Consider the following 19,866-nt stretch of genomic DNA (forward strand, 5'->3'; position numbering starts at 1 on the left):
GGCCGCTTTTTTTGCAATGGGAGGATTACTCCTCGTAGACGCTCACCTCGACCGCTTCCATCGAGTAGGAGGCGGTGGCCATCTCGTGACTGGAGCTGACCGTGCGCATCTTGCCTTTCACCCAGATGGCATCCCACAGATCATCCACCGGCGCACCCTTGGGGTAGCTCACATAGATCACCTGATTGGTGGGGGGCGGCGGCACGTGGATGCAGGCGCCGAAGTAGGGCACCAGCAGGAAGGCGGTGATCTTCTTGGCATCCCCCTCCAGCGGCACCACGAAGCCCGGAATGCGCACATCCTGGTTGTCCAGCTTCTTGTTCACCCCACCCACCGGTTGCGGAACCGACATGGGATCTTCGTGATTGACCTGGGGCGGTGGCAGCAGTTTCTCCCCTTCCGGGATGAGCACATCCCAGTCGATGGTCTTGTAATCGGCGGCCAGGGCGGGCAGCACCAGCAGGCTGGCGAGCAGCGCCACAATTTTCCACTTCATCATCTGTCCTTCTGTTTCTATTTTTGGGCGTCTCGCTAGACGCGAATGCTCATGCCATCGCTCAGGCTGTAGCGGTAAGCGCGGGCAGCAGGGAGCAGGCCGATCATCATGCCTGCCAGCCAGACCACCCCCAGCAGTTGCCACTCGTAGGTGCTCGGCAGCCCCAGGCTCAGTTGCAGGCCATAGTGGCTGAGCAGCCAGGGCGAGGCAAGCCCCTGCCCCAGATAGAGCACTGCGACCCCGAGAGCGATGCCGACCGTGGTCAGCGCCATGGCTTCCAGCGCCAGCAGCAGGAACAGGTGGGCAGGGCCCGCACCGAGGGATCGCAATATGGCGAGCTCCCGGCGCCGCTCGTTAAGCCCCGCCAGCAATGTGGTCAGCATGCCGATCAGGCCAGCCACCACCACGAAACCGGCGATGACCGAGAGGGCGGTTTCCGCCACGCTCATCAGGCTCCACAGCTCCTGCAGGGCGGCCCCCGGCAGGATCGCCATCAACGGCTCTTTGGGATAGGTGTTGACGCTACGTTGTAGCTGGAACGCCAGGATCCGGTTGCTCAGCCCCACCATAAAGGCGGTGATGGTTTTCGGGGTGAGATCCTGCGCCAGTGCCTGCTTCGGCGTCACGTTCTTGCTGTGGCGGCCGGTATCCCAGCCCAGATGGATCGCCTCTATCCCCGCCAGCGGCACATGGATGGTGCGATCGATGGGCGTGCCGGTCGGCGCCAGAATGCCCACCACCTTGAACGGCAGATTGTCGTGCTGGCTGAACGAGGTGTTGCCAGCGCCGTGGGCGATGACGATGGATTGGTCGAGGTGATAGCCGAGCTTCTCGGCCACCTGAGCCCCGAGTACCGCTTCAAACGGCGTGTCGAATGGCCGACCTTCCCGCAGTTGCAGCGACTGTTGCTGACCGTACTTCAGGTGAGTGAAGTAGTCGCCATTGGTGCCGAGCACCCGAAATTCCTTGTGGGAGTCACCAAGGGAGAGCGGGATGGTCCAGGCGACGCCCGGTTTCTGTTTGATGGCTTGATAAGAGTCCCACCCCACGTTGTTGGTGGGGTTGCCGATGCGAAACACCGAGTAGAGCAGCAGATTCACCTGACCGGAGCGGGCGCCGACGATGAGATCGGTCCCCGAGACGGTGTTGGAGAAACTTTCACGGGCCTGGGTGCGCACCCGCTCCACCCCGAGCAACAGGGTGACGCTGATGGCAACGGCCAGCAGGGTGAGCCCGGCGGTGAGGCGGCGGGCCCAGAGACTTTGCAGGGCGAGCTTTAGCATGATGCCCTCCGGTTGAGCTGTTGCAGGTTTTCGACCCGCGGGAACAGGGGTTCGAGATAAGGGTCGTGGCTGACGAAGATCAGGGTCGAGCCCTGCTTGTCGCACTCCTCGAACAACAGCTTGATAAAGGCGGCCCGGTTGTCGGTGTCGAGGGCCGAGGTGGGCTCGTCGGCGATCACCAGTGGCGGCGAGCCGATCAGCGCCCGTGCGGCAGCCACCCGCTGCTGCTGGCCAATGCTGAGGGCATGAACGGGGCGATGCAGTGCGTCATCCGGCAGTTGCAGCTCCGCCAGCAGACGGCGCGCCTCCTGCTCCGGACTCCCTTGCAGGCGGGCCCGTTTGGCGGGCGAAAAGGTGAGGGCAGCGGTCACGTTGTCCTGCACCGAGAGAAAGGGCAGCAGATTGAACTGCTGGAAGATATAACCCAGATTGGCCGCCCGGAAGTGGTCACGGGCACGGCCAGAGAGCCGGGCCAATGGTTGGCCCAGCACCTCCAGGGTGCCGTGGTTGGCGGTCTGGATCCCGGCCAGCAACCCGAGCAGGGTCGACTTGCCAGAGCCCGACGGGCCCTTGATAAAGACCCGCTCACCCTCGCAGATAGTGAGGGCGGGCAGATCGAGTACAGCGTCGCCACCTGGCCAGGCAAAGGCCAGATCGCGGATCTCAACCACGGCTTTTTTCATGGCGTTACCAGCTCAGCTTGTTGGCGGACGGGGTCAGCTCGCCAGCGGTCTGGCCAGTGGGCAGGATGCCCTGCACGCTCAGCTTCTCAAGGCTCGGATAGACGCTGAACAGGGTCGCCTCAAGGCCGGTCAGTTTGGCTGGCGTGGCGCAGGTGTAAGTGTACATGGCTCCGAGATCAGCGTGGCCGGTGTCGGCGTGACCCGCTTCGTCATGATCATGCTGGTCTTCATGTTTGTCGCTGGCAGCCTTGTCATGGTCATGGTCATGGTCATGGTCATGGTCGTGATCATGCTCTTCTTTGGCGGCTTGCAGCTCCTGCTGGGTCAGTTTGCAGCCAGCGGCCGGGTCGAAGCGGAACAGGGCGTCAGGCTGCTGGAGGCGGGCGACCGCTTTGGCATATTGCGCCTTCTCTTCATCGCTCTTGGCGGCGTGCTCGAAGCCTACCAGATCGGCTGCGGGTGCCTGCAGCTCGATCATCAGCTGGTCGCCATCGACCACCAGATTGAGGTGGCCGTGGCCATGCTCGTGGGCGCCGTGGCTGTGGCTCTCGTGTTCGTCGTGATTTGCGTGTGCGCCAAAGGCCGCTGCGGCCAGCAACAGAGTAACTGCTTTCATCTTTAATCCTTTTTCAAAACAAATAACGAAATTAAACGAAGGGATAGAGAAAAGCAGAGGCGGGCGGCGCACGGATGGCATAGCTGTGAAGCGTGGCGGTATCCGCCGAGCGCTGCATGGTTGCAACTGCAGGCAGAACAGAGGTCGAACCGGGGAAACAATAGGGGGGAGCGGTGATGGCCTGTTTGCCATCCAGATGGAGGGCGCAGACCAGGCAGTGATGGTCGTCGTGGCCGGGCAGGGCGGATTCAAACTGGTGCCGGGCAAGGGCAGGCTGCAGCCATAACCAGCCCAGCAGCAAGATCCAGATTTTCAGCTTGATACGACCCATAGACCCTTATGGAAAGGGCGCCATCAGCGCCCTTTCTCTCTGACTTAGAGATGGGACTTGATGAGCCCCATCACGGTAGCAATGTTGTTGGCATCGAGCTGGCCATCTTTGGCAAACAGCACCTTGCCCTCTTTATCCAGCAGGATGATCGCCGAGCTTTCCGGCGTCAGATCCCAGGCGTTGCGCGCCATGCCCTTGGCATCCAGCACCATGGCGGACCAGGGGAACTCTTTCTTGCTGTCCTCGGCACTGCTCTTCACGAAGCCGGATGTGCCCCAGATGGCGTCATTGCTGTTGATGACGGTAACGGTCTGGTACTTGTCTTGCGGCAACTTGGCGGCCTTGATCGCCTCGATCATCGGGGCGTTCAGCTCCTTGGCACTGGAGCGACCGGCAATATGCTGGATCAGGAACACCTTGCCGGTGAGCGAGGTGCTCTGCCACGGCTGGTAGCCGATATCCTTGCCATTCAGTACCAGCTCACCCTTGTCGCTGACATTGACCAGCGGCACCGGGTTGCCATCCTTGAAGTTGTGAGCAAAGACCAGAGATGGCAGCAGCGCCAAAGTAAGTACGAGATGTTTCATCCTGATGACACTCCATTTGTTATGTTATAACGAGTTTCGGATTGAGGGAATGGGCGAGCTTCATCCTAAACTGATCGGATCTGTTTAAAAAGTGTTAAATAAGATCGCAATTCAGAAGCGTCGGCGCCCCGCCAGTCAGGGGGTTGGCTGGCAAGGGCGGCTAGGATGGCATGACATCGATAAAAATCAATGAATTGGCTGCTGGTCTGAGCTGTCTGCGTCAGTAGAGCGACTCGCTGATGAGGGGGATCTTGGCCATGGTCATCTGCTGGGCCAGCAGGGACGAGCCGGTCAGCAACACATGGCGCTGATTGTTGATCACCACCACATCACCGGGTACGCCGCTGTCTGCCGTAATGGCCAGCCAGGCAGGGGAGACGCTGCCGATGCTGATATCCGGATAGATGATGCTGAGCACATATTGCGGCGCCAGCTCCGCAAGCAGACTGGCCATCAGCAGCGCCTTCTCGTCGCTGTCGGCCTTGTTATCCTGCAGTGCCTGTAGCGGCGGCGCGAAGTGATCCAGCTGCTCCGGCTGGGTGGGGATGGCGTTCAGCCACTCCTGCAGCAGGCTGACGCTGGTGGCGAGATCCTTGGCGGCAAACTGCTGCGCCAGCGGCTTGAGATGCCCCTTGAAGTGGTAGAAGAGCTGGGAGTAATCGGGTCGCACGCAAGGCAGTTTGCGATTGGCCGGATGGACGCAGGGGATCACCCTCATCTGGTAGAAGGCATCCTCCTGATACTGCTGGTAGGCTTGCCAGAACAGCATCGACTCCATGCTGTCGTCCCGCAGGGTGAAGGCCTGCTCCAGATTGCGAAATTTGGTAGCTGTCTCGGGGCTGCTCTGATTGATCAGGTTGATGCTGTTGTAGAGCCGCGGGCTGATGTAGGCGTAAAGGGTCTCCAGCGGATTGGTGAGAGAGGCCTTCAGCAGGCTCATCTCGTGGCGACTGGCGGCCATCACCTGATCGTCGGTGGTCAGCTGGAAGTGCTTGCGCTGGCCATCGGTGGATTGCCACTGCCAGCTCATGTTGATTTCGCTGGCGTTGCTTGTAGCACCAAGAGTGGTGCAGAGAGTGAGGCTGAGCAACAGCGCGGGGGTCAGCTTCATGGTGGTGCTTCCTGCCGTGGACGATAATTAACAACTAGGTGAGCCGGCACCACTTTGGTGATGTTTCGTTTTGTGATCTGGATAACAGATTGATGTGACTTTTAATTTAATTGTGAAATTAAGTCACTCTGGAGGGGTTATGAAGCCTTGGATCATAGTGCTGTTTGGGCTGCTCAGCCTGCCAGCCATGGCGGGTCAGGTGATCGTCAACAAGGGGATGTCCATTGCGGATACCTTTGCTCTGCGTGACCAGCTGGCGCGCGAACACGAATGGCAGGAGTGGCTGCGCTACCAGCAGGCCATCAAGTGGCTGGAGGTGTTGCCGGTCAACTGCGAGCTGATGAGCCAGCCTGGCGGCGGCTATCGCTGTGGCGGTGATTACTATCGTCCTTACCAGAAAGATGGTCGTGAAATATACATTCAGGGCAATCCTGCCGGAGATGCGGCCGGTCAGCTGCCGCAAACACCGACAAAAAAGGCGCCATAAGGCGCCTTTTTCATACCGGGTGACGCTTACTTGGCAGCGTAACGCTCGGCAGAGGTCTTGATCTCGGCTTCGGCAGCCGCCTTGTCGCCCCAGCCTTCCACCTTGACCCATTTGCCCGCTTCCAGCTCTTTGTAGCGCTCGAAGAAGTGCTGGATCTGGGCTTTCAGCAGTTCCGGCAGATCGTTTACATCCTGGATGTGGTCGTACTGCTTGGTCAGCTTGGAGTGAGGTACAGCAACGATCTTGGCATCTTCGCCAGATTCGTCGGTCATCTTCAGCACGCCAACCGGGCGGCAGCGAATGACGGAACCAGCCAGCAGCGGGTAGGGGGTCGGAACCAGTACGTCGACGGGGTCACCATCCAGAGAGAGGGTCGCGTTCACGTAGCCGTAGTTGCACGGATAGAACATCGGGGTAGACATGAAGCGATCGACGAAAATAGCACCGCTGTCCTTGTCGACTTCGTATTTGATCGGGTCGGCATTCTGCGGGATTTCGATGATGACATAGATATCGTCGGGCAGGCTCTTGCCGGCCGGTACCAGGTTCAGGCTCATGATAATTCCTTCGTTGTTAGTATCAGGTTTGCAGGCCGATATTATAGCGATGTGATGTTAAATGACCATATTTCAGCGGCTATCGCTAACAAAGAAGGGGGATGTTTCCGCTTTGCGGCACTTTGATGTGTGCGGGATGCAACAAAACGGCTGTTTTGATGCCCTGCCGCTGACCTTGGTCACCGGCAGGGCATGTGGAGTTGCGAGCAAAGGGGGTCAGAGCGAGTAGGGGAGTCTCGACTCGTTGACCAGTCGCGACAGGGCTGTTACGACATGAGGGTCAAACTGGGTGCCGGAGCGGGACTGGATATACTCCATGGTCTGCGCCAGCGTCCAGGGCTCCTTGTAGGGACGCTTGCTGAGCAGGGCATCGAATACATCGACTACCGCCACAATCCGCGCCGACAGCGGGATCTGCTGACCAGCCAGCTGCTGCGGGTAGCCCTTGCCATCGAAGTGTTCATGGTGGCCCCGAGCGATTTCGGCGCCGAGAGAGAGGTAGCTGGTTCCCTCCACCATTTCACCCGCCTTGTGCAGGATATTGGCGCCGATACCGGCGTGCTGCTCCATGATGGCCCGCTCTTCCGGGTCGAAACGTCCGGGCTTGTGCAGGATATGGTCCGGGGTGCCCACCTTGCCCACATCGTGCAGGATGGAGGCCATGCCGATCATTTCGACAAACTCCGGGGTCAGCTGCTCGGGATAGGCCGCCATCTGCTTCAATTCGGCCACGATGGCATCCGAGAGTTTCTGCACCCGCAAGACATGCTCGCCGGTATCGGAGTCGCGAAACTCCGCCAGCGCCGCCAGCGCCACCACGGTGGCCTCCTGCGCGCGCAGCAACTGGTTGTAGAGATAGAGGTTGTCGTAGGCCGCCGAGATGCGCTGACAGAAGACATCCAGCAGATCGCACTCGAGGGGATCGAGAGGCTGGGTCGGGGTAAAACTCAACACGAACTCGCGACCATTCTGGGCGGCGATATAGAGGGAGTCCTGCGGGTGTTCAAAGCGGTTGCAGCGCGCCGCCAGTGCCTTCATGACCGAGTCATTGAGGGTGGGGAAGTCGGTGATCTTGCCATCATCCAGCAGAGTCTCGTAGTCGCCGGTGGCGGCGAGGATCTCCAGCCCCTGTTCGCCGGGACGGCGCTCGGCGCAGATAGCCCCTTCGGTGCCCACATCGAGAATGGCGCTGATCTGTTTCAGCACGCCGGAGGCAAACTCCTTGAGTGAATGAAGATGGTAGAGATCGCCCGCCCCTTCCAGAATTTTGCCGAGCCCTTGACGGCTCTTGTCGATGGCACTGAGGGTTTCGTATGAGCGCAGGGATGCGATGACAGTGGTGTAGAGCTTTTGTACCGTCAGCTCGGTCTTGGTCTTGTAGTCATTGATGTCGTAATCGAGGATCACCCGCTGCTCGGGGGCTTGGCCGGGTTGGCCGGTACGCAGCACGATCCGCACCAGCGAGTTATGCATTTCGTTGCGGATCCGGTGCACCAGCCGCAGACCTGCGTCTTCGGTCTCCATCACTACATCGAGCAGGATCAGTGCAATCCTGGGATTGGCCTCCAGCATGCGGCCAGCTTCGGCGCCGCTGTAGGCATTGAGCAGCTCCAGCGGACGGGATTTGTAGTGAATGTTGGAGAGGGCCAGGCGGGTGGCATGATGGATATCCGGCTCATCATCCACGATCAGCACTTGCCATGGGTTGAGTGCCTTGGGGACCACGACCTCCTCATCATCGAGTTCGATGATGTCGTCGTCCAGCAAGATATCGTCCTTGTCTTGGGCACTGCTCATATCGGTTACGCCTCCGGCGCTCAATGAGTATGTGAACAGTATGCACGATCACATCCGCTCGGATCATCAGGATAAGTAGATATCGTGAGCTGGCTCCGCCTCTTTATCGCTACTCGAAAGGTTCCAGATACCCCTGGATCGACTTCTTCAACCAGGCCAACACCTTGCCGTGATAGGCGTTTTCCGCCAGATAGACCCCGTAATCCCGCCACTGCAGGCTGAACTTGTGTTTCAGGGTCAGCAGGGAGCCTTGTCGCAGCTGACTCTGGATCAGCGGCGAGGGGAGCACTGCCCAGCCCAGTCCGTCCAGCACCGCATTGCGCATCAACTCGAAGCTGGAGAGGCCGATATGCTGGCCTCCCACAGGTAGCAGGCTTTTTACTGAAAATTCATCTACATACGAGAGGGTGACCTGGGTGTGATCGGTCAGATCTTGCTGTTTGACCCGCTTCAGTCCGGCCAGCGGATGGCTGGGTGCCACCACCATCAGGGTGCGGATCGGGTTGAGCACGTCGATATTGAGGCCGCTGCGTTCCTGATCCTCGGTGATAAGGCCAAAGGCGGCATCGACGAATCCCTCTTCCACCAGCGCCGGCAGTTCAGGCGGAGAGGCAAGCACCAGCGAGATACTGGTGCCGGGAAACTGGCTGTGCAAGGCGGCCAGCATTTCGCGCCACACCGGTTCGGGAATCGCGTCATCGCGGGCGACCCGCAGCGCCACTTCGGCCCCCGAGGCGTAATGTTTGCACTTCTGCTGCAGGCTGTTGGCTGCCTGCAGCAGGCGAGTGCAATCATCAAGCACCAGCTCGCCGATCTCGGTCAGACGACTCTGATTGGCACCTCGTTCAAAAAGTTCGACGCCAAGCTCAACTTCCAGCGCCGCGATGGAGGTGCTGACGGCGCTGCGGCTTTTGCCGAGGCGACGGGCGGTGTTGGCAATAGAGCCACTATTGGCTGACTCTACAAAGAGTTCTATCTGATATAGCTTCATGTTTTACAGGCCATGGCAGAGTTTTTCACCATCACCTTAGCGTGCCAAACCAAGGCAAGGCAAACCTGTGGCGTCGGAATAATCGACGCTGAGCGATTGTCGCGAGTTGCTTATCCCCGTTTACCATCTCTCCCGTCGAAGCAACAAAGGCATCTTATATGTTATTAAGTCGTATGTTTCTGGCCCGGCTGTTTTTGACCGGCGCCATCGTGACCGAGGTCGCCGGTACCTCCAGCATGGCCATGATCCCCGAGCAGGGGGCAGGCTGGATGAATTACATCCCGATGTGGCTGTTGATCGGTTTCTCGTACTGGTTGCTGGCGAAAGCCGCCAAAACAATCTCCATTGGTATTGCGTTTGCGCTCTGGGAGGGGCTCGGGATCACCTTGATCACCATAGTGTCGGTCATGTTCCTTGGTTACGATGTGACCGTTCAGGAGCTGATTGGCCTGGCTCTCGCGATAGTGGGGATTGTTATGGTGACCATGGGGGAGACCCATGATGAGCCCGCAGACAAGTCAGTAGAAGCGGAGGCCACAGCATGAGTCCGTTTGTGATTGTACTGGGTGCCGCACTGATCGATATCGGCGCCAACATGGCCATCAACCGCTCCAAGGGTTTTCGTTACAAGGGGTGGGGATTCCTGGGGATCATGCTGGTACTCGGCGCCTTTACCCTGCTCTCGGAAGCGGTAAGTGGCGGTCAGATTGACCTGGCTGTTGCCTACGCCACCTGGGGAGCTATCGGCATCGTCGGTACGGCGCTGGGCGGTTTGCTCTTCTTCGGTGAGCGGCTCAAGCCCATCGGCTGGGCTGGCATGATGGTGATGGCGCTGGCTGTCGTTATGCTGACTACCGCCTGATAATCTGAAGCAATAACAAAAGCCGCCCGGTTTCGCCGGGCGGCTTTTTGTTTGGCCGACTGTTTGACCGACTCAGGCTCAGCGCGGCGCTTCGTAGAGCTCCAGCGGCAGGCCGTCGGGGTCGGCGAAGAAGGTAAAGCGTTTGCCGGTCAGCTCGTCCACCCGTACCGGCTCTACCTCGACCCGATGGGTCAGTAGGTGGGCGATGACCCGGTCAAGATCGCTGACCCGAAAGGCGAGATGGCGCAGGCCGCACGCCTCGGGCCTGGAGGGGCGCTCGGGAGGCGAGGGGAAGCTGAACAGCTCCAGCTGGCTGCCGTCCGGCAGGGCCAGATCCAGTTTCCACGACTGGCGCGCTTCGCGCAGGGTCTCGGCGATGATGGGCAGCCCCAGCACCTCGTGGTAGAAGTGGCGCGAGCGTGGGTAATCGCTGGCGATGATGGCCACATGGTGGATGGCGTCAAACAGCGGAAAGGTCATGGTGTTTCCTTGTCAGCAGCATAGTGAACGGGCAGCCTGCGCTGCCCGTGTCGTTGATCTAGTTGAAGAAACCGCCGAACCAGTCATCCAGCGCACTGCGTGGCGTCGCACTGCTGGCGCAACCGGCCGGGGAGCCCATGGTGGATGCCTTGGCCGGCACCTGCAGGCTGCCCGGGCAGTCGCTGGTGACGCGGGTGCCGCTGGCGCGGGAGAAGTTGGCCCAGGTGACCCCTTCCGGCATCTTCAGCCCCAGACTGTTGACGCCGCGCTGGCTCATGTAGCCGCTAAAGAGCTGCAGGGCACCGCTGGCACCGGTCAAACCCGCCGGGGTGTTGTCGTCGCGACCGACCCAGATACTGACCAGCTCGTTGTTGTCCATCCCGGCAAACCAGGAGTCGCGCAGCTCGTTGGTGGTGCCGGTCTTGGCCGCCATGGTGGCGCCGGGGAACTTGGCACTGAGGGCGCGGGCCGTGCCCTGACTCACCGTCTTGGTCATGGCGAACAGGGTCAGCCAGCTTGCTTGCTGGTCGGTGACCCGCTTGGCGGTCTGATCATGCTGATAGAGCAGGCTGCCATCTCCGTTCACCACGGCGCGAATGGCCGACAGCGGCTGGGTCAGTCCCTGATTGGCGATGGGCAGATACATCTGGTTCACCTCCAGCGGGGAGAGGGCAACCGCCCCCAGCACCAGCGACGGATAGGGCTGGATCTCCTGCTGGACTCCCAGCTTGTGCAGGGTATCGACCACTTTTTCCAGCCCCACCTGCAGACCCAGATTGACGGTCGGTACGTTGAGTGAGCTGGCCAGCGCATCCATCAGCGGCACGCTCTGGCGGAACTTGCGATCGTAGTTTTGCGGCGTCCAGACCTGACCATCCTGACCGCGAATGCGGATCGGCTGATCTTTGAGCGGGGTCGCCAGGGTCAGGCCGTTGGAGAGACCGGTGAGGTAGACTGCCGGTTTCACCAGCGAGCCGATCTGGCGGCGGGCATCCAGCGCCCGGTTGAACCCGGCGTAGCGGGGATCGCGGCCACCCACCAGCGCCACCACTTCGCCCTTGTGCCAGTCGGAGACCACCATGGCCGCCTCCAGCTTTTTCTTGCCGCGCAGTTTCTCGATATCGGCGAGGCCCGATTCGACCGCCCGCTCGGCCGCATGCTGGGCGATGGGGTCGAGGCTGGTGAAGATCTTGAGGCCGGACTGCTTGAGCAGATCGGCGCCGAAGCGGCTCTGGATCTCTCGCTTGAGCAGTCCCATAAAGGCCGGGGTGCGGCCATAGCTCATCTGGCCGCGGGCGATGATGCCGAGGGGCTGGCGGCTGGCCAGCTCATATTCGGCCTGGGTCAGGCTGCCGTGATCCATCAGCAGCTTCAGCACCAGATCACGGCGGGTCTTGGCCCGCTCCGGGAAGCGCCAGGGATCGTAATAGGAGGGGCCTTTCACCAGACCGACCAGCAGGGCGACCTGATCGATATCCAGCTCGTTGACCGGAATGCCGAAGTAGAAGTAGGAGGCAAGCCCGAAACCATAGACCCCTTGCGAGAAGTTCTGCCCCAGATAGACCTCGTTGAGGTAAGACTCCAGGATCTCGTCCTTGCTGTAGCGATAGTCGATCAGCACCGCCATATAGGCTTCCTGCAGTTTTCGCCACAGGCTGCGTTCACGGGTCAGGAAGAAGTTTTTGGCCAGCTGCTGGGTCAGGGTACTGCCCCCCTGCACGGTACGACCCGCGATCAGGTTGGCGAACATGGCGCGCATGATGGCCACTGGCGAGACGCCGCCATGCTGGTAGAAGTCGCGATCTTCGGTGGTGAGCAGGGTCACCAGCAGGCTGTCGGGCACTTCGGCGATACGCACCAGCAGGCGATCTTCCCGATCTTCGGTATTGAGGCGATCGAGCAGCACAGGGTCCATCTGGGCGTAACCGAGCTGGCGCTGGTTCTCCAGCGACTGGATCCCCTCAAGGCGCGGGCCGTTGAAGGTGAGGCGCAGGCCGCGGGCTCCGTCGGCGCCGTCATAGAACTCGAACGGACGGCGAATCAGCTCGATGCGGTTGCCGTTGATGGTGTATTCACCCGGCGTGTGAGGCTGGCGCACCTGCTTGTAGCTCAGCATGTTGAGCTCGCGCAGCATCTGGTCCCGCGACAGGCGCTGGCTGGGGTAGAGCTCCAGCGGGCGGCTATAGACCATCACCGGCAGCTGCCACTTCTCGCCATCGAAGCGCTCGCGCACCTTGGTATCGAGGTAGATGCCAAACACCACCATAAAGGCCGCCACCACCAGGGAGAGCTTGAAGCCAAGCCAGAACAGCTTGCGCCAGATGGTGCGTTTGGGCGCAGCCTTCTTGGGGGCACGCTTGCGTCGTTGGGTTGCCATAAATCCTCTTTGCTTTCCTTTCTACTTGTTATGTCGCATTCGCGAACGCCCGAGCGGGATTAACCCGTCGAACCTAGATGCCCATCTTCTTCTTGGTGACCTTGGTCGGCATCGCCTCCAGCGGATTATCCGGCCAGTAGTGGCGGGGATAGCGCCCCTTCATCTCTTTCTTCACCTGTTCGTAGGAGCCAGCCCAGAAAGCAGCCAGATCGGCAGTGATCTGCAGCGGTCGCTGGGCGGGGGAGAGCAGCTCCACCACCAGCGGCACCCGGCCATCGGCCACGCAGGGGGTCGAACCTTGACCGAACATCTCCTGAATGCGCACCGGGATCACCGGTGCCTGCCCCGGTTGATAGCGGATCCGCACCCGGCTGCCGGTGGGCGCCGCAAAGTGGCTCGGCAGCGCCTCGTCCAGCCGTTTGGGCAACGGCCAGGGCAGGGATTGGCGCAAGATGTCGCTCATATAGAGCCTCTTCAGCTGCTCCAGCCGGGTCATACCGCTCACCGCTGGCAGCAGCCACTGTTCCAGCGTTGCCAGCAGGCTCTCGTCATCCATCGCGGGCCACCCCTCATCGGGCAGCCAGTCGCGGGCGCAGCGCAGGCGGGCCAGCAGCCCTTCGCTGCTCTCGTCCCAAGGCAGTACATGCAGCCCCTTGCGGCGAATGCCTTGCAGCAGGCAGCGCCCTTTCTGCTCGTCAGAGAGTTCGGTTAGCGGTCGCTGGCTCAGCACCAGCTCGCCGATCACCTGCTGGCGTTCGGCGCGCACCCGCTCTTCCCGTTCATCCCAGTCGAACCACTGGCGCTCGCTCACCAGTTCCGGCAGCAGGCGTACCAGCTCGTCCAGATCGACCGGTTCGGCGATAAAGATGCGGCTGCCGCGATCGTTCTGCCCCATCTCGATGGCGATAAGGGCGGCTTGTCCCTGACAGGGATGACCTTCTACCAGATCGCAGCTCACCCCACCACTGAGTTGATAGCGACTGCCGCTGCGCAGTTTGCCGATGCGATCCGGCCAGGCGAGGGCACAGAGTAGCCCCAGCCACTGACCCTGCGCACTGGCAGGGCGGGCGCCAAGCCGTTCAAACCAGCGGGCCGCACCCTGACGCAGGGCACTTTGACGGCGGTGGAACAGCACAGAGAGGCGCTCCGCTCCTCGCAGATCTTCTTCCTGCAACGCCACCAGATAAGCGGCATCGGCGACAATCCCTGTCAGACCTTCAGCTTCCAGCTCGCGGGCGCGCAGCAGCATGCGAGCGAGGCGAGGGTGAGTACCGAAGGCGGCCATGGTGCGGCCAGCGGGAGTGAGTTGTTGCTCACCCTCCGGCTTCATGGCGCCAAGGGCCACCAGCAGCTGCTGGGCGCTGGCGACGGCCGCAGCCGGCGGCATGTCCAGCAGCGGCAGATCTTCCACCTTTGCCCCCCACTGGGCGGCGTCCAGCAGCAGGCCGGTCAGCTCCTGAGTGAGAATATCTGGCGGGCTCTGCTCGGCGAGCCGCTCCTGCACCTCGCTGCTCCAGAGCCGGTAGCAGACGCCGGGGCCGAGACGGCCAGCACGACCTGCCCGCTGGGTGGCGGAGGATTTGGCTATCTGGCGGGTTTCCAGTCGGGTGACACCGCTTTTCAGATCATAGGAGGCCCGTCGTTCCAGCCCGCTGTCGATAACGACAGAGACCCCTTCGATGGTGAGGGAGGTCTCCGCCACATTGGTGGTGAGCACCAGCTTACGGCGGCCGGCAGGCGCCGGTTCGATGGCCGCTTGCTGCGCCGCCATGTCGAGGCGACCGTAGAGGGGGGCGAGGGTCACGTCGTCCGGCAGTTTGTCTGCCAACCATTGTGCCAGCCGCTCGATCTCACCCTGTCCGGGCAGAAAGACCAGCAGGCTGCCATCTTGCTCAGCCAGCGCTTCGAGTACCACGGCGCCGACCTGCGGCTCCAGCCACTGCTGGCGATTGGCGGGGCGGTAGTGGTAGTCGATGGGGAAACCACGCCCCTCGGAGCGAACCACAGGGGCATCCGGCAGCAAGGTCTCGAGTGCCATGCCATCCAGAGTGGCGGACATCACCAGGAGCTTGAGGTCATCGCGCAATCCCTGCTGGCTCTCGATAGCGAAGGCCAGCGCGGTATCGGCGTGCAGACTGCGTTCGTGGAACTCATCGAAGATCACCAGCGAAACGCCAGTAAGCTCGGGATCCTGCTGCAACATCCGGGTCAGCACCCCTTCGGTGACGATCTCGAGCCGGGTCGCTGAGCTGGTGCGGCTCTCGCCACGCACCCGCAGGCCGATGCGCTCGCCCACCTTCTCCCCCAGCTGGCGCGCCAGAAAGCTGGCGATATTGCGCGCCGCGAGGCGCCTTGGCTCCAGCATGATGATGCGGCCGGGCAGCCGGTTCTGACGCACCAGCTCCAGCGGCAGCAGGGTCGATTTGCCCGCGCCGGGGGGCGCCTGCAGGATCACGCTGGTGTGGCTGTCGAGGGCGGCAAAGAGTTCGGGTAATACCGAAACGATGGGGAGCTGGGACAAAGCGATGAGCACCTTCTGTGGCAACCGGTAAAACGGCGCCTATTCTGCCACAGCCACCCGCGCCACCGTGAGTGGATGTGCGCAGATGGTCACTCGGGTGGGAGGGTGGCGAGACATGGCCGGATGGCTGCCATAGAATGGGCCCATCCAATGAGCGTGAAAAAGGCATTATCACCACATGGCCAAACTCTTCTTTGCCCTGCCCGTCAAGGAGCTCGCCCCCGAGCTCATCGCCTGGCGCGATCAGCAGCCCTGGCCCGGTCAGCCGGTGCCGCAAGCCAACCTCCACCTGACCCTGGCATTTCTGGGTGAGGCTGACGAGTTGACCACCCGCCGCCTGATCGCCGCCGTAGAGCGCCAGCACTGTCCGCCGCTCTCCATCAGGCTGGATGAGACCGGCTGGTTCAGCCGGGCCAAGGCTGCCTGGATTGGCCCGAAGGAGTGGCCCAACGAGCTGACCGTGCTGGCAAAGGCGCTGCGCCGCCACGGCGAGAAGTTGCGTCTTGGCAATGGCGAGCAGGGTTATCGCCCCCATGTCACCCTGTCGCGCAAGGCGGTCAAGGCGCCTGCCATCCTGCCTGTCCCAAATTTTCTGCTGCAGGCCGATGAGTTCTGTCTCTATCAATCCATCTCGACCCCGGACGGGGTGCGCTACGAGCCGCTTGCCTGCTGGCCGCTGCGCGCCCGGGTAAAAGAAGATGCGCGGAGGGCTAACCCGTGATCTTTGATCCCCCCCTGCAATCGGGCCAGCTGGTGGCCCGCTACAAGCGCTTTCTGACCGATGTGCAACTCGATAACGGCGAGGTCATCACTATCCACTGCGCCAATACCGGTGCCATGACCGGTTGTGCCGATCCGGGCACCCGGGTCTGGTACTCCACCTCCGATAACCCCAAGCGCAAGCTGCCCAACAGCTGGGAGATCGCCGAGAGCCCGGCGGGCCACTTTATCTGCGTCAACACGGCGCGCGCCAACCAGATCGCCCGAGAGTTGATCGAGCAGGAGGCTATCGCTCCGCTGGCGGGTTACAGCCGGTTGCGCACCGAGGTGAAGTATGGCGAAGAGAACAGTCGCATCGATCTGCTGCTGGAAGATGACGAGAAGGGCAATTGTTACATCGAGGTAAAATCGGTCACCCTGCTCGACGAACGTGAACATCCGGGTATGGGCTACTTCCCCGATGCGGTCACCGCCCGTGGTGCCAAGCATTTGCGCGAGTTGATGGCGATGAAAGCGGCGGGCCACAGGGCCGTACTGCTCTTTATGGTGCTGCACTCCGGAATAAGCCGGATGCGCCCTGCAACCCATATAGATCCGCACTATAGTCTGCTAATTGAGCAGGCAATCGCGGCGGGGGTTGAAATTTTATGCTATCGGCCCCATGTTGGGGTGCAAGGCATGGTGGCTCAAGGGTTTATCCCGTTTGAATCTGGTCACCTGTTACCCGAGGGGAGTGCATAAATATTGGAGTGGGTAACATTATTGGTACGGCTCGTTTGCTTACCCGTTACCCTTCTGCTATAGATGTCGCCCTCAATTTATGGATGGCACGGGTAGCGTGCTGAATTAGGAGACAGGGCATGCCAACAGGCGAAAACAGGAAATCTCTGGGCCCCCTGGCCATTGCGGGTGTCGCGCCTTACCAGGAAAAGCCGGGTGAGGAGTACATGAATGACCAACAAAAGGCGCATTTTCGCAAGATCCTGGGTGCCTGGCGCAACCAACTGATGCAGGAAGTTGATCGTACCGTCGACCATATGAAAGACGAGGCTGCCAACTTCCCGGATCCCGTGGATCGTGCCGCGCAAGAAGAAGAGTTCGCTCTTGAACTGCGTACCCGCGACCGTGAACGCAAGCTGATCAAGAAGATCGAGAAGACCTTGCAGCTGCTTGAAGACGATGATTTCGGTTACTGCGAACACTGCGGTATCGAGATCGGTATCCGTCGTCTGGAAGCCCGTCCGACTGCCGACCTCTGTGTCGATTGCAAGACGCTGGCCGAGATCAAGGAAAAACAGATGGCCGGTTGATCCCGACCCTCTGGTATATGAAAAAGGGAGCTCGCGGGCTCCCTTTTTTATTGAGCTTTTGGCGGTCGCGCCCCAGAATGCAGCCTCAATGAATCGCTTACCCGAACAGTCATGCCAGTGAATTCCCCGTCCTCACCCCTTGTGCGCCCCTATGTCGGCCGCTTTGCCCCCTCACCCTCAGGCCCGCTTCATTTCGGTTCGCTGATCGCCGCCCTCGGCAGCTTTTTGCAGGCCAGAGCGCAGCAGGGACGCTGGTTGGTTCGCATCGAAGATATCGATCCGCCGCGGGAGATGGCGGGGGCTGCGGCCCTGATCCTCAAGACCCTTGAGGCATATGGCCTCGAGTGGGATGGGGAGGTGATGTTCCAGAGCGCGCGCCATGGCCGTTATGACGAGATCATCGACCAGCTCTATCGGGCGGGGGATCTCTACTGGTGCCATTGCACCCGGCGCGAAATCATGGCCGCGGGCGGTCTCTACAGCGGCCACTGCCGCACGCTGGGGCTTGCGGCCGAAGGTTGCGCCGCCCGGCTGCGCCAGCACCATCCGGTCTACCACTTCGATGATCGCTTGCAGGGCCATATCGCGGTACCGGCGGCGCTCGCCGAGGAGGATTTCATTATCCGTCGCCGCGACGGGCTCTACGCCTACAACCTGGCGGTGGTGGTGGATGATATGGACAGCGGCATCACCGAGATAGTGCGCGGCGCCGATCTGCTGGAGCCCACGGTGCGCCAGATTGCCCTTTATCAGACCCTGGGGGCAGCGGTGCCAGACTGGGTGCATTTGCCGCTGGCAGTGCTGGCAGATGGCAACAAGCTCTCCAAGCAGAACCATGCGCCGGCGCTGGCGCTCGATGAGGTGCGACCGGCCCTGTGGCAGGCACTGCACTTCCTCGGCCAGTGCCCGCCGCCCGAGCTGATGGCAAGCCGGATCGACGAGATCATCGAATGGGGCATTGCTAACTGGCAGCTCGAACGGATGCCAGCCAGCGAGAAGATCCCACTCGCGGATTGCTGAGTCGACCAGGTGATTTTTGTTTGATTGAGCGTAAATTGCCGCTGTTGATTGTGATTTTACCGGGATGATCCGTTTCAAACGGGATCAATTGTCAGCACGGTTTTTCATTTGGTTAGGCGTGAGCTATGATAGGCCGCTATTTTTTGGCCTCCCGTCAATTTAGAAGTCATGAAGAGGTGTACCATTTTTTCCCAGATCGCAAACTTTTGCCGCAAGGTGCTCGGCAAGGAAGACGGCGAGCAGTCGGTGGAATCCCCCATTCCAGCCCGTGTCGCCGGTCAACGTCGTACCTTAAGCCGTGATCAGCACCCTATTTCGCGCAAAGAGATCAGCGAGAATGCACTCAAGGTGCTCTATCGCCTGAACAAAGGGGGCTATGAGGCCTACCTGGTCGGCGGCGGAGTCCGGGATCTGCTGCTCGGGAAGACGCCCAAGGATTTCGACATCGCAACCGATGCGACGCCGGAGCAGATCAAGGCGCTGTTCAGCAACTGCCGCCTGATTGGCCGTCGTTTCCGCCTGGCCCACATTGTCTTTGGTCGTGACGTGATCGAAGTGGCCACCTTCCGGGGTCACCACCATCAGGTCAATACCAGCAAACATGTGTCGGCCCAGTCTGATGAAGGCATGCTGCTGCGCGACAACGTCTACGGCACCATCGAAGAGGATGCCGAGCGCCGCGACTTTACCGTCAACGCCCTCTACTACAGCGCCAAAGATTTCACCCTGCACGATTTCGAAGGGGGTCTGGAAGATCTGGCCGAGCGCAAGCTTGAGCTGATCGGCGATCCCGAGACCCGTTATCGTGAAGATCCGGTGCGGATGCTTCGCGCCGTGCGCTTTGCCGCCAAGCTGGATATGACCATCAGCCCGCGTACCGCCGCCCCCATCAAGGAGCTGGCGCCACTGCTGCAAGACATCCCGGCTGCCCGCCTGTTTGAGGAGACCCTCAAGCTGTTCCTGGCTGGCGACGGTCTGGCGACCTACAAACTGCTGCGCGAGTATGGCCTGTTCCAACAGCTCTTCCCGCAAGTAGCGGCGTTGTTTACCCCGCACGGCAACTCGCCCTACGAACAGTTTATCGAGCAGGCACTGATCGATACCGATACCCGCGTTCGTGAAGATAAACGCGTCACCCCGGCCTTCCTCTACGCCACCCTGCTGTGGGGCTGCGTCGAGGCCCGTGGTCGGGTGCTGGAGAACGAGAGCGGCCTGCCCTGGTATGACGCCTTCATGCTGGCGATCAACGAGGTGCTGGACAATCAGGTGCGGATCATCGCCGTTCCCCGCCGTTTCACCACAGATGTCCGCGACATCTGGGCACTGCAACAGCGGCTGACCCGTCGTCAGGGCAAGCACCCCGAGCGCGCCATGGAGCATCCCAAGTTCCGCGCGGCGTTCGACTTCCTGTTGCTGCGCAACCGGGTCGAGCGCGGTCTCGGCGAGCTGGCCAGCTGGTGGGAGCGCTATGTCGCCTCCAATCCGGATGTGCGCCCGCAACTGCAGCGTGAAGCGACCCGTCGCCCGGCCAGCGGTGAGCGCGGCGAGGCTCGCAGCCACGATGGCGAGAAGCGCAGCAGCAACAGCCGCAACCGTCGTCGCCCCCGTCGCCGCAAACCGAAAGTGGCCGAGTGACA

21 protein-coding genes are annotated in these 19,866 nt (G+C 61.0%); 8 read left to right on the forward strand and 13 right to left on the reverse strand.

Features of this window, described 5'->3' with window-relative positions:
* Nucleotides 1–25 precede the first annotated feature (25 nt).
* The 7 genes from WBR25_RS03415 to WBR25_RS03445 all read right to left on the reverse strand — a co-directional run bounded on the left by WBR25_RS03415 (nucleotide 26) and on the right by WBR25_RS03445 (nucleotide 5,107).
* Entirely contained in the window at nucleotides 26–499 is a 474-nt protein-coding gene (locus WBR25_RS03415; protein WP_026034852.1) for a DUF3299 domain-containing protein, read from the reverse strand.
* A 32-nt stretch (nucleotides 500–531) separates the two neighbouring features.
* The gene (locus WBR25_RS03420) at nucleotides 532–1,779 is read right to left on the reverse strand and encodes an ABC transporter permease (RefSeq protein WP_479749407.1); all 1,248 of its coding nucleotides are present in this window, start codon (nucleotides 1,777–1,779) and stop codon (nucleotides 532–534) included.
* Nucleotides 1,773–2,462 carry an ABC transporter ATP-binding protein gene (locus WBR25_RS03425; protein ID WP_479749408.1) on the reverse strand — a complete coding sequence of 230 codons (690 nt, stop codon included), beginning with the start codon at nucleotides 2,460–2,462 and terminating at the stop codon, nucleotides 1,773–1,775. The genes WBR25_RS03420 and WBR25_RS03425 overlap by 7 nt, the downstream gene beginning before the upstream one ends.
* A 4-nt stretch (nucleotides 2,463–2,466) precedes the next feature.
* Nucleotides 2,467–3,078, reverse strand: coding sequence for a DUF2796 domain-containing protein (locus WBR25_RS03430; RefSeq protein WP_479749409.1), 612 nt, complete (start codon nucleotides 3,076–3,078; stop codon nucleotides 2,467–2,469).
* A gap of 31 nt (nucleotides 3,079–3,109) precedes the next feature.
* Nucleotides 3,110–3,409, reverse strand: a complete 300-nt coding sequence (locus WBR25_RS03435) for a hypothetical protein (protein WP_479749410.1) — start codon at nucleotides 3,407–3,409, stop codon at nucleotides 3,110–3,112.
* Between the two features lie 44 nt (nucleotides 3,410–3,453).
* Nucleotides 3,454–3,996: a YtfJ family protein gene (locus tag WBR25_RS03440; RefSeq protein WP_005343253.1), complete on the reverse strand. Its 543-nt coding sequence runs from the start codon at nucleotides 3,994–3,996 to the stop codon at nucleotides 3,454–3,456.
* Nucleotides 3,997–4,216: 220 nt separating this feature from the next.
* Nucleotides 4,217–5,107, reverse strand: a complete 891-nt coding sequence (locus tag WBR25_RS03445) for a hypothetical protein (protein ID WP_043821720.1) — start codon at nucleotides 5,105–5,107, stop codon at nucleotides 4,217–4,219.
* 139 nt (nucleotides 5,108–5,246) lie between these two features.
* Here WBR25_RS03445 and WBR25_RS03450 point away from each other — a divergent pair, with 139 nt between their 5' ends.
* Nucleotides 5,247–5,594 carry a hypothetical protein gene (locus WBR25_RS03450; protein WP_076492509.1) on the forward strand — a complete coding sequence of 116 codons (348 nt, stop codon included), beginning with the start codon at nucleotides 5,247–5,249 and terminating at the stop codon, nucleotides 5,592–5,594.
* Nucleotides 5,595–5,620: 26 nt separating this feature from the next.
* On the opposite strand, the gene ppa is transcribed toward WBR25_RS03450, so the two are convergent.
* The 3 genes from ppa to WBR25_RS03465 form a co-directional block, all read right to left on the reverse strand.
* Entirely contained in the window at nucleotides 5,621–6,151 is a 531-nt protein-coding gene (gene ppa / locus WBR25_RS03455) for an inorganic diphosphatase (RefSeq protein ID WP_005335667.1), read from the reverse strand.
* A 216-nt stretch (nucleotides 6,152–6,367) separates the two neighbouring features.
* Nucleotides 6,368–7,948 carry a DUF3369 domain-containing protein gene (locus WBR25_RS03460; RefSeq protein WP_101529634.1) on the reverse strand — a complete coding sequence of 527 codons (1,581 nt, stop codon included), beginning with the start codon at nucleotides 7,946–7,948 and terminating at the stop codon, nucleotides 6,368–6,370.
* A 109-nt stretch (nucleotides 7,949–8,057) separates the two neighbouring features.
* Complete coding sequence (locus WBR25_RS03465; RefSeq protein WP_005362906.1) at nucleotides 8,058–8,939, reverse strand: LysR family transcriptional regulator; 882 nt, start codon at nucleotides 8,937–8,939, stop codon at nucleotides 8,058–8,060.
* A 158-nt stretch (nucleotides 8,940–9,097) separates the two neighbouring features.
* Between WBR25_RS03465 and WBR25_RS03470 the strand changes: the two genes are divergently transcribed.
* Together WBR25_RS03470 and WBR25_RS03475 are read left to right on the forward strand one after the other, a co-directional pair.
* The gene (locus WBR25_RS03470) at nucleotides 9,098–9,484 is read left to right on the forward strand and encodes a DMT family transporter (RefSeq protein WP_005335660.1); all 387 of its coding nucleotides are present in this window, start codon (nucleotides 9,098–9,100) and stop codon (nucleotides 9,482–9,484) included.
* On the forward strand, nucleotides 9,481–9,801 hold the full coding sequence (locus WBR25_RS03475) for an SMR family transporter (protein WP_005335659.1): 321 nt from the start codon (nucleotides 9,481–9,483) through the stop codon (nucleotides 9,799–9,801). The genes WBR25_RS03470 and WBR25_RS03475 overlap by 4 nt, the downstream gene beginning before the upstream one ends.
* Before the next feature lie 78 nt (nucleotides 9,802–9,879).
* Here WBR25_RS03475 and gloA2 read toward each other — a convergent pair whose 3' ends face one another.
* From gloA2 to hrpB, 3 genes are all read right to left on the reverse strand, one after another.
* A complete protein-coding gene (gloA2, locus tag WBR25_RS03480) occupies nucleotides 9,880–10,281 on the reverse strand; it encodes an SMU1112c/YaeR family gloxylase I-like metalloprotein (protein WP_069554920.1) in 402 nt (133 codons plus the stop codon).
* 58 nt (nucleotides 10,282–10,339) lie between these two features.
* Nucleotides 10,340–12,658, reverse strand: a complete 2,319-nt coding sequence (mrcB, locus tag WBR25_RS03485; protein ID WP_042052390.1) for a penicillin-binding protein 1B — start codon at nucleotides 12,656–12,658, stop codon at nucleotides 10,340–10,342.
* Between the two features lie 73 nt (nucleotides 12,659–12,731).
* On the reverse strand, nucleotides 12,732–15,179 hold the full coding sequence (gene hrpB, locus WBR25_RS03490) for an ATP-dependent helicase HrpB (protein WP_479749411.1): 2,448 nt from the start codon (nucleotides 15,177–15,179) through the stop codon (nucleotides 12,732–12,734).
* Nucleotides 15,180–15,357: 178 nt separating this feature from the next.
* Between hrpB and thpR the strand changes: the two genes are divergently transcribed.
* From thpR to pcnB, 5 genes are all read left to right on the forward strand, one after another.
* Entirely contained in the window at nucleotides 15,358–15,900 is a 543-nt protein-coding gene (thpR, locus tag WBR25_RS03495) for an RNA 2',3'-cyclic phosphodiesterase (protein ID WP_479749412.1), read from the forward strand.
* Nucleotides 15,897–16,640 (forward strand): DNA/RNA nuclease SfsA, encoded by a 744-nt coding sequence (sfsA, locus tag WBR25_RS03500; RefSeq protein WP_047437797.1) that lies wholly within the window; start codon nucleotides 15,897–15,899, stop codon nucleotides 16,638–16,640. The genes thpR and sfsA overlap by 4 nt, the downstream gene beginning before the upstream one ends.
* 119 nt (nucleotides 16,641–16,759) lie before the next feature.
* Nucleotides 16,760–17,209 carry an RNA polymerase-binding protein DksA gene (dksA, locus tag WBR25_RS03505; RefSeq protein ID WP_005335644.1) on the forward strand — a complete coding sequence of 150 codons (450 nt, stop codon included), beginning with the start codon at nucleotides 16,760–16,762 and terminating at the stop codon, nucleotides 17,207–17,209.
* Nucleotides 17,210–17,320: 111 nt separating this feature from the next.
* Nucleotides 17,321–18,229, forward strand: a complete 909-nt coding sequence (gluQRS, locus tag WBR25_RS03510) for a tRNA glutamyl-Q(34) synthetase GluQRS (RefSeq protein ID WP_479749413.1) — start codon at nucleotides 17,321–17,323, stop codon at nucleotides 18,227–18,229.
* A 168-nt stretch (nucleotides 18,230–18,397) separates the two neighbouring features.
* Nucleotides 18,398–19,864 carry a polynucleotide adenylyltransferase PcnB gene (gene pcnB / locus WBR25_RS03515; RefSeq protein WP_005335642.1) on the forward strand — a complete coding sequence of 489 codons (1,467 nt, stop codon included), beginning with the start codon at nucleotides 18,398–18,400 and terminating at the stop codon, nucleotides 19,862–19,864.
* The last annotated feature ends 2 nt before the right edge of the window (nucleotides 19,865–19,866 follow it).

The sequence above is a fragment of the Aeromonas sp. MTB genome (assembly GCF_056632455.1).

Coding starts and splice junctions, on each gene's coding strand:
- WBR25_RS03415 (WP_026034852.1), bottom strand. CDS start 499: ATGATGAAGTGGAAAATTGTGGCGCTGCTCGCCAGCCTGCTGGTGCTG.
- WBR25_RS03420 (WP_479749407.1), bottom strand. CDS start 1,779: ATGCTAAAGCTCGCCCTGCAAAGTCTCTGGGCCCGCCGCCTCACCGCC.
- WBR25_RS03425 (WP_479749408.1), bottom strand. CDS start 2,462: ATGAAAAAAGCCGTGGTTGAGATCCGCGATCTGGCCTTTGCCTGGCCA.
- WBR25_RS03430 (WP_479749409.1), bottom strand. CDS start 3,078: ATGAAAGCAGTTACTCTGTTGCTGGCCGCAGCGGCCTTTGGCGCACAC.
- WBR25_RS03435 (WP_479749410.1), bottom strand. CDS start 3,409: ATGGGTCGTATCAAGCTGAAAATCTGGATCTTGCTGCTGGGCTGGTTA.
- WBR25_RS03440 (WP_005343253.1), bottom strand. CDS start 3,996: ATGAAACATCTCGTACTTACTTTGGCGCTGCTGCCATCTCTGGTCTTT.
- WBR25_RS03445 (WP_043821720.1), bottom strand. CDS start 5,107: ATGAAGCTGACCCCCGCGCTGTTGCTCAGCCTCACTCTCTGCACCACT.
- WBR25_RS03450 (WP_076492509.1), top strand. CDS start 5,247: ATGAAGCCTTGGATCATAGTGCTGTTTGGGCTGCTCAGCCTGCCAGCC.
- ppa (WP_005335667.1), bottom strand. CDS start 6,151: ATGAGCCTGAACCTGGTACCGGCCGGCAAGAGCCTGCCCGACGATATC.
- WBR25_RS03460 (WP_101529634.1), bottom strand. CDS start 7,948: ATGAGCAGTGCCCAAGACAAGGACGATATCTTGCTGGACGACGACATC.
- WBR25_RS03465 (WP_005362906.1), bottom strand. CDS start 8,939: ATGAAGCTATATCAGATAGAACTCTTTGTAGAGTCAGCCAATAGTGGC.
- WBR25_RS03470 (WP_005335660.1), top strand. CDS start 9,098: ATGTTATTAAGTCGTATGTTTCTGGCCCGGCTGTTTTTGACCGGCGCC.
- WBR25_RS03475 (WP_005335659.1), top strand. CDS start 9,481: ATGAGTCCGTTTGTGATTGTACTGGGTGCCGCACTGATCGATATCGGC.
- gloA2 (WP_069554920.1), bottom strand. CDS start 10,281: ATGACCTTTCCGCTGTTTGACGCCATCCACCATGTGGCCATCATCGCC.
- mrcB (WP_042052390.1), bottom strand. CDS start 12,658: ATGGCAACCCAACGACGCAAGCGTGCCCCCAAGAAGGCTGCGCCCAAA.
- thpR (WP_479749412.1), top strand. CDS start 15,358: ATGGCCAAACTCTTCTTTGCCCTGCCCGTCAAGGAGCTCGCCCCCGAG.
- dksA (WP_005335644.1), top strand. CDS start 16,760: ATGCCAACAGGCGAAAACAGGAAATCTCTGGGCCCCCTGGCCATTGCG.
- gluQRS (WP_479749413.1), top strand. CDS start 17,321: ATGCCAGTGAATTCCCCGTCCTCACCCCTTGTGCGCCCCTATGTCGGC.
- pcnB (WP_005335642.1), top strand. CDS start 18,398: ATGAAGAGGTGTACCATTTTTTCCCAGATCGCAAACTTTTGCCGCAAG.